A 12,372-nucleotide genomic window follows, 5' to 3' on the forward strand; every position below is an offset into this window, starting at 1 on the left:
TTCCAGCCGGAACATTCTGTCAATATAGGATTATTCAGCTATAAACTCAGCGCGTTTTTTGGTCAGAAGGGAGAGGGGAAACATGCAAAATCAGCAAAACAACGAATTGAAGCGGGGGCTGGAGGAAAGGCATATTACCCTTATGTCGCTCGGTGCAGCAATAGGGGTAGGCTTGTTCCTTGGATCCGCAGCTGCCATTGAGCTTGCAGGGCCTGGAATTTTGCTCGCCTACGCATTTGCAGGAATGATTATGTTCTTTATTATGAGAGCACTTGGCGAGATGGCGATCCAAAAGCCTGTTGCCGGCTCTTTCAGCCGTTACGCCAGGGATTACCTTGGGCCGCTGCCTGGGTTTTTAACGGGGTGGAATTACTGGTTCCTATGGGTTGTTACGTGTATGGCGGAAATTACAGCTGTGGCGAAATACATGACGATGTGGGTGCCGGAGGAGCAGGTCGCACCGTGGATATGGGCGCTGCTCGCCTTGATCATAATGACTTCTGTAAATTTCCTGGCCGTTAAAGCATACGGTGAGCTGGAGTTCTGGTTCGCCCTTATTAAAATTGTGACGATTATTGGAATGATCATCATCGGAGCCGGCATTATCATCTTTGGAATTGGCAATGGCGGAGTGGCTACCGGTATCTCCAACCTTTGGAGCAATGGGGGATTTTTCCCGAATGGCATTGAAGGGGTTATGCTGTCACTGTCTATGGTCATGTTTGCCTTTCTTGGAATTGAGCTGATCGGTGTGACAGCAGGGGAGGTAAAAAATCCTGAAAAATCTTTGGCTAGAGCGATTGATACCGTGTTCTGGCGCATTTTGATTTTCTATGTCGGTGCTCTTTTTGTCATTATGTCCATTTATCCTTGGGACCAGATTGGAACCCAGGGGAGCCCGTTCGTGTTAACCTTTGAAAAACTGGGCATTCCGGGCGCAGCCGGAATTATTAACTTTGTCGTTTTAACGGCGGCCCTGTCCTCCTGCAACAGCGGAATCTTCAGTACCGGGAGAATGCTGTTTAACCTTGCCCAGCAGGATGAAGCCCCCAAATCTTACAGCAAGATCACAAAAGGGGGAGTGCCGGGACTGGCCATCCTCACTTCTGCTGCCGCCCTGCTTGTCGGTGTGGTCCTGAATTATCTCGTGCCTGAAAAAGCCTTTGTGTGGGTAACAAGCATTTCTACATTTGGGGCGATTTGGACATGGGGAATCATCCTTCTGTCGCAGATGCGCTACCGCAGGTCATTAAGCCGGGAGCAGGTAAAAAATCTGAAATACAAAATGCCGCTGTTTCCCTATGCAAACTATATCGCCCTTGCCTTTTTAGGGATGGTTGTCGTACTCATGGCATTCAGTGCAGATACAAGAGTGGCTCTGATCGTTGGACCGATATGGTTTGCGCTTCTGCTGGCTGTCTACTTTGCCAAAGGATTTCATAAAAGAAGTGTGCAATAACCAAATAAAACAGCTGGCGGTTTTCATTCCGTCAGCTGTTTTCAGCTTATATAAAACCGGTCAGGAGCCCACACAGCAATGTCCCTGCCCGGAACCGCCACAACGAGCCAGGTCTCATCGTCGTATTGCACGCCTGCCTGCCAGCACTCGTATAATCCGTGAGAACCATTTACAAAAAGAACAGAGCCTTTCTCCAGCGTGATATAAAGATGCGGTGTTTCTTCTCCTAACCTTATATCCGCAACTTTTTTCCTTCTTATGCTATAAACTCTCGAGTATTCTTCATCCTCCGAGTCATTTTCCATTTCATCCTCATTCGAAGGGTATATCTGAGGCGGCTGATCAAACACACACCACTTTGATTCAATGTTTAAATAGAGCTGTCCGCCATAGTCCTCTGTGTTTTCATAATTGGTAAAATAAATCTTAATAGCAGCCGGTGAAAATCCAAACTGCACTCCGTCAACCTGGGCTCCTGAAAAAAGATGCCTTAATACATCCTCCGCAAATACTTTATCCTCTATAAGCATGTTTTGGACCTGCCTTACTATATCCTTTTTGTCACCATTTCATTTGCTGCAGTAATATGACGAACAATTTCCCAAATGGAATGTGCGCCGGGGACAGGGCGGTTGAATGCCATTTCTTATCCTGCTCCCTCCAGCGCCTCCACTATAGAGAGCCCGTGCCAGGCCCTGCCTTTACAAGGCTTTTCAAGCTGCAGGGCCATCCGTCTGCCAGGTTCTTCGGCTCTATAAGCCAGGAGTTTCAGCAGGTTACGAATTAAAAGAGAAGAATTCCTGCTAAACAGCCTAATCCGTATCCGCACATTACAATTGCCGCGGCAATAAAGGTATAAAGACAAGCCCGGATAAATTCCGGCTGTTTTTGTACCAGGTTAGCCGCGACGCGGAAGGTTCTATCCATTTCTCATTCCTCCAAAAAGTGAATCACTTCTAAGGGAAGGATATCTGGTATGGAACGGAAAATCAATAGGAAAAAACCCCGTGTTTTCGACACAGGGTCAAATTCCATTATGCGATGGTAACACCGACAAGAGATTCGGGTGGATGACCGAGGGAGAGCCGGCTGATTTTTGAGAACCCCGTCTCATGATATTGACTTAAAAGTTTGCGCAAAACAGGAAATTCAGGTTCCATTTTCAGCTTTTGCACCTCTTCTTTATAGAGCGTTAAAACGGATTTTTCTGCTGTGCTTGGGTAGTAGCGGCCAGGTTTTTCATCCAGCAGCATGCTTCCCATAAAATGATGTTTAAACTGCAGCTGACGTGTCAAATTCACCAGATGAATCCATTTGCTGAACAGTTCCGGATATCCGTCTTTCATTTTTTCCAGCTCAGCTTGAAGCATTTGCAGATCTTCCATGTTTGAAGCAGCAACCATTCCTATCCCCGCCCTTTTTTTATTCGTAATCCCATGGCTTGTTTAACGTAATATTTTTAGCGAGCTCCTTGCTTTTTGTTCTTCTGAGCTTTCTCATTTCCGCACGTTGATTCGCTGTTTCATAGAGGAATTTTTCTTCTTCGGTTTCAGGAATAACCTGCGGAACCGCAAGGGGTTTTTTGCTCTCATCCAGCGCGACAAACGTGAGAAATGCTGTAGCTGCAATTCTTCTCTCGCCCTTGATCATGTCCTCCGCTATCACCTTGCAGAAAATCTCCATTGATGTACTTCCTGTGAAGGATACAAAGGATTCAATGCATACAGAGTCCGTTTGATGAATCGGGCATAAGAAGTCAATGGAGTCTGTCGATGCAGTTACGCACTCCTTGGCCCGCGCATGCCTTCTCGCAGAAAGAGTGGCACAGCTGTCCAGCTTTTTCATCAGCACACCGCCGAACAGAGTGTTGTAGTTATTTAAATCGCAAGTTAATACTTGATCGGTATTAACAATACGGCTTTCTTTCGCTCTTTTTGCTTCCATTCCGTCAGATCCCTTCTGTCCTGTCTCAATGGCAGTCTTGTTATAGGGCTAGTGTAGTATGAGAAAAAATGTAAGTAAAATGGTTGTTTTTTATTCTTAGGATTCCATGTGTCTATGTAAATGCTTCCAAATTGGAATGATAGAACGGGGGATAGCGAGGATGAAATAAAAAAAACACCTAATACCACTCTTTAAGCGAGCGTTCTTAGGTCTTAATCGGGCCGTATCCGGAAGCAGCGTTAGGTATACAGCTCTACGGTATCTTTAATTGCTGTTTTACGTAATGAAGCCATTCTTTTGCGGCGAAGGGGAGGTAGTGGTCTTTTTTCCAAATAACGGCCAAATGCCAGCTTATAGCCGGGTCCACGATCTTTACTGAACGGACTTTATCTGAAAGGTGTCGGCATATGCTCTCAGGGAACATGGCTGCTCCGAGTCTGCACGAGACCATCTCTTCAATAAATTCCCATTGAGAGCTTTCGGAGACGACCTTTGGCTGAAATCCTGCGCTGTTGCATGCTGTCAAAATGCGGTCATGGAGGACAAAATCTTTATTAAAAAGAATGAACGGCTCGGATTCAAGCTCGCGAAGTGTAACTTCTTCCTGTTCAGCCAGCCGGTGATCCGGATGCAAAACCAGCCTGAAATCCTCTTCCATATAGGAAAGGCAGGTGAATTCATCTTCATTCGCCGGAAGAACGACAATTCCTGCATGAAGACCGCCGGAGGCGACCTCTTCCTCAATTTTTTTCGAGCCGTCTTCAACCAAATGGAAGGTAATATCCGGATACTGTTCATGAAAGGAGCCAATCATCTTCGGAAAAAAACCGGTATCGATAATAGGAGGCAGCCCTAGGCGGATCACACCTTTTTTCAGGCTCAGCAAATCATCGAGCTCCATTTGAAGGTTACGGAAGGCATGATCAATCAATTTAGCCTGATCATAGATCACCTGTCCCGCATCCGTTAAAATGAGCTTTTTGCGGGAGCGTTCAAATAGCGTGACCCCGAGTTCTTCTTCCAGATTTTTAATCATTTTGCTGATTGTAGGCTGTGTAATGAACAAATGGTTGGCGGCCCTTGTAAAGCTCTTAAATTTGACGACTTCTATGAAATATTGCAAATGCTTTATGTCCATGATTTTCACCCTCATCTCCATCCGGATACATTCATCTTAGCAAAGTTTGCGTTATTCTTCACAAGCCTTTTGCATGATTCAGAAATTAGGAATATACTTATTCTAACATGGTAAGGAAAGCGGGGAGACTTGAGTGGAAACAGCAAACATAGCAGACCGGGCAAGCTCATTAAAAAGGATGCTGCGCCATCAGACCATCGATGCGATTTTAAATGAACTGGACGGCACCATCATGAATCTTTCCCGGGAAATGAGGCTGGAAAAGTATCGTAAAATGGCAGAGAGTCCATTTAGATTTTTCCGAGGAAGCGCCTATTTGTTCTATTTTGATGTAACGAAAATCCCTTTTTCTTTTCATACACCGGAGGACAAGCCGATTTGGATACAAGGGGATCTGCATATTGAAAATTTCGGAGCCTTTCAAAATGAAAAGGGAGATTTCGTATTCGATGTAAATGATTTCGATGAAGGAACAATGGGCTCTTATTTATATGATTTGCTGAGAATGTCGGCAAGCATCGCGCTTTTTTGTGAAGCGGAAGGGTACACCGAGGAAGAGCAGGAAGCAAGGATTCACACGTATTTAAAGGCTTATACGGATCAGATGAAACGATTTGCCAAAGGAAAAGATGATCCTGTAACCTTTTATTTCACTTCGGAAAACTCAAAAAATCCAGTCCGGAAACTGCTGAAAAAATTAAAAAAAAGAAGAATGAATAAGCTGCTCGATGACTATACAGAACTAAATGATCAGGGAGTCCGGAGCTTTAAATGGTCAGAAGAAATCCAGCACGCCTCGGAACATGAATCGGTAATGATCAAAGAAGCATGGAAAGACTACATCGCGTCTTTAGATAAAAATGACCAAAGGGATCTCTCTTACTACAAAATCAAAGATATTTCCAAAAAACTTGGCTCGGGTACAGCTTCTATCGGCCTTGACCGTTTTTATGTCCTGATTGAAGGGGACGAAGGGGAACATGGCCTGGACGATTTAGTACTGGAAGTAAAAGAAGTCCGTGCGCCCATTCCAGGATATTTTCTTCCGGCAGGAAGGGAATTTTGGGAAGAGCATGCCCATCAGGGTGAAAGGGTGATATCCACCCAAAAGGCTATGCACCATCATGAGGATCCATTTCTAGGCTACGTAACAATGGAGGGGCGCCACTTTTATATCAGGGAACGTTCCCCCGTTAAAAAAAAGCTGAAGGCTAAGCATATTGACGGGCCGCAGCAAATGGATGAAGCATTGGATACAATGGGAAGAATTACAGCCAAAATCCATGCAAGAGCCGATGCAGATTTAGCAGATTCCTTCCTTACCCATCACAGTGAAATTGAAATATTAAAAGCGATCGGGTCTGACACACGCCGGTTCGCCGATCAGATTTCGTTCACGGCAATGGGGTACAAGCGTCAAACCAATGCAGATTACGCGATCTTTTGTGAATGGCTCAATCAATACGAGAATGAGTAGCAGTAAGTACCTGCTATGCTTGAAACCAGGTATGGATGATGGAAGAAAGAGGGCATGGTTTTGATAGGATTGGACCTTAAGCACTTGCAGCGGTATGGCAATGATGCCAGGAGAAAGAGTGATTCTGATCACTCAAAAGCCCTTCAAATACATCATAATAAAACCCCCAAATGCTTGGGGGTTTTTTATGCTGTTACTATTGCTGTACAAACGTTAATAAATATTCATCCTGCATGAGGACAGCATACGTTCCATCCGGATTGCGGAGGACGTTTACAGTCGCTTCTTTTGCGGGTTCCAGTGAGATCTTACCGCTGTATACCTTTGTAAGGATATCTAAATACTTGTCGCCAAATTCCTGTCCGGACATCTTTCCTTCTTGAAAGCTTGTAATTGCGTCTGTCAGGTCTTTTGAAAGGAGCTTGGTTTCACTGAATCCTTCAATACTCAGAGTAACTGTATAAGAGGTGCCGTCTTCGGCTGATTTTGAATCTACTATCTCGTACTTCGTCTGTGAAAGAGCATTTTTAAATGCAGCTGTTGCTTTTTCCAGTTTTTCGGGTGATGGCGAAGCACCAAATGATTTAAGTGCATTCGTTAAATTGGTTTCAAATGCCGCAATAAAGAATCCCTTTTGCTCTTCTGCGCTTTTCTTCTTCTGATCATCGCTTTCAGCATCAGGAGCTTTGCTGATGTAATTATCTGTGTTTTGATAAACGGTCGCTTGAATGAGCGCATCTACATATTTTGCCGCCTCTTCTTCATATGCTGCATTGTCTTCGCTTTCTGCTGGCTCTTCAGCAGGTTCTTCAGCGGGTTCTTCGGAAGGCTCTTCAGCAGGTTTTTCAGCCGGTAATTCTTCTTCCGATTCAGGCTTAGCAATGTCTTCCAGCTTATTGTGGGATGAATAAATATATTCTTTCCTGTGATCAATGTTTTGTGTTTCATTTTGTATTTTTTCAGAGAAGATCTGGTGGATAATGAGCTTTGTCATAAAATTTGTTTCTTTGTCGATTGTGATCGAGATATCATACTTTTTAAGACGGATGTTCTCTTGCTTTTTATTATCTGATTGATCCGCTTCAAAGAGATTTTTGTAGTAATCCGCTCTTTCTTTCTCTAATAGGGATTGTTTTTCCTCATCTGTTCCGTTGAAGGTTAATACATAGGAAAGATCGGTTTCAGACTCCATCTTAAATTTATTTTGGAGTTCCGGATCAATCCCTTCTAGATAGGCAATGTAATCGCGTCCCATATTAAGCTCTTGCTCCGAGAGGTTTCTGTAATACTCTTCTTCCCCCTCGTTCATCTCTGAATTTTCGCCTTCTAGACCTAGAATTCCGGAACTGGGATCGATATAGATTAAATTCCCGTTATCATACTCTTTTAATGTTTTCTTGTTTTTAAAATCCAGTTTTTGTGTCCCTTTATAACTCTGTTTTCCTTTGTTCTCAATCGTAAATTCCACCATTACATTGTCCAGATTTTCTTGTGCAGCGGATGAACTTTCGATTACGTTTTGTGGAGCTGTTCCGCATGCACTTAAGATCAGCAGGGGCAGGATCGCAGCCCACCAGAATTTTACGTTTTTCATCACGTTCCCCCTAATTTCGTGTTACTTGCTACCAATCTTCTATACCCATAAGATTGAATAAATAACATAAAAATACAATTTAATAGTTGCCATTTTTGTGGAATCGAAAGAAAATGTTCTGGTAAACAATAATGTATACATGTTTACAAAATGTATCTGTATGTTTACATAAATGTTTACAAGTATACAAAAACGAACACAAACTGTCGTGTCCGTATGTTTACAAAATTGTAATCGTGTATACATAAATAGAAGAGGTGTACACAAAAAGAGAAGTGTTGTAAACATTTTTGAAAACGCTAAAACCTGTATTGAAAGAAAGCCTTTTATGTATTACCTTAAAAGGAGACCATGATTACGAATGGTATAAAGAACTTAATTAAAGAAGGGAAAGTTGACTATGAATCTTTCTAGAATCGCAGCAGTCGATGTAGGGAACGATGCAGTAAAAGCACTGTTCGGAAAACTAGACTCAGAATTATACATACCAAACGTTATCGCAAGAGATTTAGAGGACCGCCCGGTAATTGGCATCGAGGAGCTTAATGAAAAGGATCCGCTTGAAAACATTCACATCCGTGTGCACTCTCCAGCATTAAAAGAAAACAATGTTATTTACCGTGTAGGGAGCCTGGCAGCAAAAAGCAATAACTCTACAGAATTAGATCCGGGAAGCAGCAAATCCGAAGAAGACCAGACGCTCGTTATGCTGTTCGCTTCACTTGCACTTGATGCAGTGAACGGAACATCTGAAAAAGGATTTAAGAAAAACAACCAGGTTATTGATGCGAACTATACCCTTGGTACAGGTCTGCCTCTGAGAGAAGTAAAAGAAGGGAAAGATGTTGGATACCGTTCCCAGCTGCTCGGATCCGTACATCAGGTTGAGTTCCTTGTAACGCCAAAATATCAGGGTCTTAAAGTGAACATTCGTTTTGACGAAGTGAAAGTGTATCCAGAGGGCTTTGCAGCTTACATCAACCTGGTCATGGATAACGATTTAAACATTATTAATAAAGATCTGATTGATAAGAGAATTCTCATACAGGATATCGGTGGTCTCTCCACAGATATCGCTGTCATCCGCAACCGCAATGTTGATGATGATAAGGCCCAGGGATTTAATCTGGGAGTCTCTGAATCTCTTGAAGCAATCCGGGAAGAAATCTTAACAAAGCATGGGGTAGAGCTTGATAGCCGCAGAGATGTGGTTGAGATCATTACCCGCAAAAATGACCGGAACCACATCATGGTAAAGGGAAGCAGGACAAGCGTTCATGATATTACGGACCGTATTTTGCTGGAGCTTGCAAAAAAACAATACCGCTTCCTGCGCAACGTTTGGCAGCGCAATTCCCAAACGGAGATCTGCTACTTTGTCGGCGGTGGCGCTTCTGTTCTAAAAGACTATATAAAGGCGCTCAACAACAATCTTGACGGGTATAACATTGAGTTTTTCGAAGATGAAAAGGAAAGCATCTGGATGATGTCAAATGCTTACTACAAACTAATTACCGATTATGTGCGCAAAACAAGAAAATCAGAAAAAAAGGATGAAAAGCAGCCGGCTTCCTCATCCAAATAAGGTGATGACTAGATGAAACCGTCGGATAAACGTATAGAGCGGGGCCAGGCGATCACGTTCAGGGTCCCCTCTGATACTCCCGATCACCTGTTAAAGCAGCTCTCAAAGCTTAAAGAAACGGAAAAAAGAAACTTCTCAAGCAGAATTGGCGAATTTGTGCTGAAAGGAGTAGGAGAGTCTTTGTCTAAAGAAAAACAGACGCTGACGATCCCTCTCCCCCGCCAGCTCACAAAGGAACAAAGAAATTGGCTGAAGCATGAACATTCTGAAGCATTGCTTGGCAGCATGATTCACCAGCTGCTTGCCAATCCGGTCAGAGCGACAGCCTTGCTTGCTTCTTTAAACAGCCATACAATGGATCCGGATGAGTTGATTCTCTTTGAAGAACAGGCCGCTTCATCCGCCTCTGCCCCAGTGGAAAATCCCATGGAGGAGGATCCAGTACCGGATATAGGCTCTGATGATGACTTGGAGGATTTCAGTTTTGACCAAATGCAAACCCAGGTCAGAGAATTAGAATCAGAAAACGAAGAGAATGATAGGGAAGACGATCTTTTAGGAGATTTTCTCTCAAGTATGAATAAATAAGGAGCTGACACTATATGGTCAGCTCCTTTCTACTGTCTCCTGGTAACCTGCCTTGGAATCGTCAAAGCGGGAGGGGTACCCAAACCCGGGATTCATATATAGCCTGAACAGCTGGTCTATATTGCCCAGGAAATGAATGATTTTGGTTTAGTAGCTTAATACTTTTGGACTTTCCCCATTGACACCGCGCTCAAGAATCTCAATGACAGTCAATATTTCTTCGTCTGTTACGGGCTTAGGCGCCCCGTTCACCACAGCTTCATAGAGCATATCGTAAACGGTCCCGTAGTCTCCTTTTGGAGTTAGTAGAGTTTCCTCTTTTTCTTCACCGGCATCGACCCAGGCAATTCGTCCGAACGAACGGGCTGGATCCAATCCAAACCCTTCTTCAAGCGGGGACTTCCCGGAGAATAGGTCTTCCTCCTGCCGATCGATTCCGTATTTAATAAAACTGCCCCCAGTTCCATGTGCGATAAACTTAGGATAAGGCTGTTTAACAAGATGACTCATTTTGACAATATACTTCAATTCCCCGTAGAAAAGCTCTATATGAAAGTAATCATCCGAATTATTTGGATTCCGGACGGAACGGATATCATAGTAAACCTTTTTCGGTGTTCCGAAAAGAGATACAGCCTGATCGATTAAATGAACGCCGAGTCCATATACCGCGCCACCGTAACGGCTGCTGCTGTTTGAATCGGGGGCTTCCGGACGATAATAATCGAAGTGGGATTCAATTTCCGTTACCCTGCCCAGTTTCCGGCTGCTGATGGCTTGCTGAAGGGCAAGAAAGTCGGAATCAAATCTTCTGTTCTGGTACGGCATAATGATCAGGTTTTTGTTCGCTGCTAGGTCCAGAAGCTCTTTTGCTTCTTCGCCCGTATAGCAGAATGGCTTTTCAACGAGGACGTGCTTCCCATGCTCCAGGCATTTTTTTGCATAGTCAAAGTGTGTGTCATCTGATGTGCAGATGGTAATTAAGGAAATTTCGCTATCGTGTAAAAGCTCTTCAAGCCTGTAAACAAATTCAATGTTTTGATCTCTGTATGGCTGTTCCATTTCCGGCTTTTGACTGCGGCTGTAGATTTTTTTTACTTCATACCTGTCCCGGATCAGTACATAAGGCAAATGAAAAATCGTCGTACTTTTCCCAAATCCGATAAACCCCATTTTAAGCGTCAATTCGATAGACCTCCATCCGTCTCTATGTAGTAAAACGTTTTCAAATACAGTTTAGCAGAAAGAAGGCTGGAGGGATAATATGATATACTTTGCTATTAGAGAAGAAGACTTAAAAGACTCGGAGTGATGGTTCATGCAAAAGCTTCAGGCAAAACCCGCATCTGTAAAACTGTTTCAGAAAAACTATCCTCTTGTGGAAAAAGATATGATTGAAAACGCGGGAAACCTTAAAGAGGAAGGCGAACTTTTTACAATTTCGGACCAAAAGGGCGGTTATCTGGGAACGGGGTATTACGGCATCCAAAACAAGGGAATTGGCTGGATTTTAAGCCGCAGGAAGGATGAGCAGATCGACCAGCTCTTTTTTAATAAAAAAGTGAAAGAGGCGGCAGATTACCGCAGCTCACTGTTTAATAGTCAAGAAACAACGGCATTCCGCCTGTTTAACGGCGAGGGGGATGGAATCGGCGGATTAACGATCGATTATTTTGAGGGATACTGCCTGATCAACTGGTACAGCAAGGGAATTTATACGTTCAGGAACGAGATAATGACCGCACTGCAGCATGCTGCAGGCCCAAAAGGCATTTATCAAAAAAAGCGGTTCAATGAAAAAGGCCAATACATTGAAGAAGATGATTTCGTCTGGGGAGAACAAGCCCCATATCCTCTGCTTGTGAAAGAAAACGGCGTTCAATTTGCTGTGTATTTGAATGAGGGAGCGATGGTCGGCGTCTTTCTTGATCAGCGGGAGGTCCGTCAGGCAATTAGAGACCGCTATTCGAACGGGAAAACCGTCTTAAACATGTTCTCCTATACAGGAGCCTTTTCTGTCTTTGCGGCGCTTGGTGGCGCTGCAAAGACTGTCAGTGTTGATGTAGCCAACCGGAGCCTGCCGAAAACCATTGAACAATTCAGTATAAATGGAATCGACCATGAAGCACAGGAAATCATCGTGGAGGATGTTTTCAAATATTTTAAATATGCAGCCAGAAAAGAGAAAACGTTCGATTTGGTCATTCTTGACCCTCCCAGCTTCGCTAAATCGAAAAAGCATATTTTCAGTGCAGCAAAGGATTATAAAGATTTATTAAGAGAGACCATCCATCTCACTGCTAGCGGCGGAGTGATTGCGGCCTCTACTAACGCAAGCAGCGTCAGCGATGAAAAGTTCAAAGGGTTTATTGACCAGGCATTTAAAGAAGAAAAAGTGAAATACCGCATATTGGAGAGTTTTAAGCTGCCGGAGGATTTCCGAACCGCCCCTGCTTTTAAACAGGGCAGCTATTTGAAGGTCCATTTTATAAACGTATTATAATAGCGCCGCAGGTAAAGCGGCGGAAGTCCGGGATGGCGGAAAGCTCTCCCGGTTTTTTTCGTTTATTTTTTCTTGCCGCCGGGC

General features: G+C 43.7%; 12 protein-coding genes. 5 read left to right on the forward strand and 7 right to left on the reverse strand.

Going from position 1 to position 12,372, the window contains the following annotated elements; genetic code table 11:
- Positions 1 to 82 precede the first annotated feature (82 nt).
- On the forward strand, positions 83 to 1,459 hold the full coding sequence (locus ACQCVE_RS04900) for an amino acid permease (protein WP_426843214.1): 1,377 nt from the start codon (positions 83 to 85) through the stop codon (positions 1,457 to 1,459).
- 41 nt (positions 1,460 to 1,500) lie between these two features.
- On the opposite strand, the gene ACQCVE_RS04905 is transcribed toward ACQCVE_RS04900, so the two are convergent.
- The 5 genes from ACQCVE_RS04905 to cidR all read right to left on the reverse strand — a co-directional run bounded on the left by ACQCVE_RS04905 (position 1,501) and on the right by cidR (position 4,541).
- A complete protein-coding gene (locus tag ACQCVE_RS04905; protein WP_426861896.1) occupies positions 1,501 to 1,989 on the reverse strand; it encodes a hypothetical protein in 489 nt (162 codons plus the stop codon).
- 253 nt (positions 1,990 to 2,242) lie between these two features.
- The gene (locus tag ACQCVE_RS04910) at positions 2,243 to 2,386 is read right to left on the reverse strand and encodes a hypothetical protein (protein WP_426843212.1); all 144 of its coding nucleotides are present in this window, start codon (positions 2,384 to 2,386) and stop codon (positions 2,243 to 2,245) included.
- Between the two features lie 107 nt (positions 2,387 to 2,493).
- The gene (locus ACQCVE_RS04915; RefSeq protein WP_426843211.1) at positions 2,494 to 2,862 is read right to left on the reverse strand and encodes a hypothetical protein; all 369 of its coding nucleotides are present in this window, start codon (positions 2,860 to 2,862) and stop codon (positions 2,494 to 2,496) included.
- Between the two features lie 19 nt (positions 2,863 to 2,881).
- Positions 2,882 to 3,403: an acyl-CoA thioesterase gene (locus tag ACQCVE_RS04920; protein ID WP_426843210.1), complete on the reverse strand. Its 522-nt coding sequence runs from the start codon at positions 3,401 to 3,403 to the stop codon at positions 2,882 to 2,884.
- 253 nt (positions 3,404 to 3,656) lie between these two features.
- Positions 3,657 to 4,541: a cidABC operon transcriptional activator CidR gene (gene cidR / locus ACQCVE_RS04925; RefSeq protein ID WP_426861897.1), complete on the reverse strand. Its 885-nt coding sequence runs from the start codon at positions 4,539 to 4,541 to the stop codon at positions 3,657 to 3,659.
- A 133-nt stretch (positions 4,542 to 4,674) separates the two neighbouring features.
- Here cidR and ACQCVE_RS04930 point away from each other — a divergent pair, with 133 nt between their 5' ends.
- On the forward strand, positions 4,675 to 6,018 hold the full coding sequence (locus ACQCVE_RS04930) for a DUF2252 domain-containing protein (protein ID WP_426861898.1): 1,344 nt from the start codon (positions 4,675 to 4,677) through the stop codon (positions 6,016 to 6,018).
- 196 nt (positions 6,019 to 6,214) lie between these two features.
- On the opposite strand, the gene ACQCVE_RS04935 is transcribed toward ACQCVE_RS04930, so the two are convergent.
- A complete protein-coding gene (locus ACQCVE_RS04935; RefSeq protein WP_426861900.1) occupies positions 6,215 to 7,612 on the reverse strand; it encodes a DUF6612 family protein in 1,398 nt (465 codons plus the stop codon).
- Between the two features lie 400 nt (positions 7,613 to 8,012).
- On the opposite strand from ACQCVE_RS04935, the gene ACQCVE_RS04940 reads away from it, so the two are divergent.
- Both ACQCVE_RS04940 and ACQCVE_RS04945 read left to right on the forward strand, forming a co-directional pair.
- Positions 8,013 to 9,197: a ParM/StbA family protein gene (locus tag ACQCVE_RS04940; protein ID WP_426861902.1), complete on the forward strand. Its 1,185-nt coding sequence runs from the start codon at positions 8,013 to 8,015 to the stop codon at positions 9,195 to 9,197.
- 12 nt (positions 9,198 to 9,209) lie between these two features.
- Positions 9,210 to 9,785, forward strand: coding sequence for a hypothetical protein (locus ACQCVE_RS04945; RefSeq protein ID WP_426861904.1), 576 nt, complete (start codon positions 9,210 to 9,212; stop codon positions 9,783 to 9,785).
- 147 nt (positions 9,786 to 9,932) lie between these two features.
- Here the strand turns inward: ACQCVE_RS04945 and ACQCVE_RS04950 are convergent, their stop codons facing one another.
- Positions 9,933 to 10,970, reverse strand: coding sequence for an oxidoreductase (locus ACQCVE_RS04950; RefSeq protein WP_426861905.1), 1,038 nt, complete (start codon positions 10,968 to 10,970; stop codon positions 9,933 to 9,935).
- Between the two features lie 133 nt (positions 10,971 to 11,103).
- Here ACQCVE_RS04950 and ACQCVE_RS04955 point away from each other — a divergent pair, with 133 nt between their 5' ends.
- On the forward strand, positions 11,104 to 12,288 hold the full coding sequence (locus ACQCVE_RS04955) for a class I SAM-dependent rRNA methyltransferase (RefSeq protein ID WP_426861907.1): 1,185 nt from the start codon (positions 11,104 to 11,106) through the stop codon (positions 12,286 to 12,288).
- Positions 12,289 to 12,372: the final 84 nt, after the last annotated feature.

Source organism: Metabacillus sp. 113a (genome assembly GCF_050107635.1).
GTDB lineage: Bacteria > Bacillota > Bacilli > Bacillales > Bacillaceae > Metabacillus_B.

Coding starts and splice junctions, on each gene's coding strand:
- ACQCVE_RS04900 (WP_426843214.1), top strand. CDS start 83: ATGCAAAATCAGCAAAACAACGAATTGAAGCGGGGGCTGGAGGAAAGG.
- ACQCVE_RS04905 (WP_426861896.1), bottom strand. CDS start 1,989: ATGCTTATAGAGGATAAAGTATTTGCGGAGGATGTATTAAGGCATCTT.
- ACQCVE_RS04910 (WP_426843212.1), bottom strand. CDS start 2,386: ATGGATAGAACCTTCCGCGTCGCGGCTAACCTGGTACAAAAACAGCCG.
- ACQCVE_RS04915 (WP_426843211.1), bottom strand. CDS start 2,862: ATGGTTGCTGCTTCAAACATGGAAGATCTGCAAATGCTTCAAGCTGAG.
- ACQCVE_RS04920 (WP_426843210.1), bottom strand. CDS start 3,403: ATGGAAGCAAAAAGAGCGAAAGAAAGCCGTATTGTTAATACCGATCAA.
- cidR (WP_426861897.1), bottom strand. CDS start 4,541: ATGGACATAAAGCATTTGCAATATTTCATAGAAGTCGTCAAATTTAAG.
- ACQCVE_RS04935 (WP_426861900.1), bottom strand. CDS start 7,612: ATGAAAAACGTAAAATTCTGGTGGGCTGCGATCCTGCCCCTGCTGATC.
- ACQCVE_RS04940 (WP_426861902.1), top strand. CDS start 8,013: ATGAATCTTTCTAGAATCGCAGCAGTCGATGTAGGGAACGATGCAGTA.
- ACQCVE_RS04945 (WP_426861904.1), top strand. CDS start 9,210: ATGAAACCGTCGGATAAACGTATAGAGCGGGGCCAGGCGATCACGTTC.
- ACQCVE_RS04955 (WP_426861907.1), top strand. CDS start 11,104: ATGCAAAAGCTTCAGGCAAAACCCGCATCTGTAAAACTGTTTCAGAAA.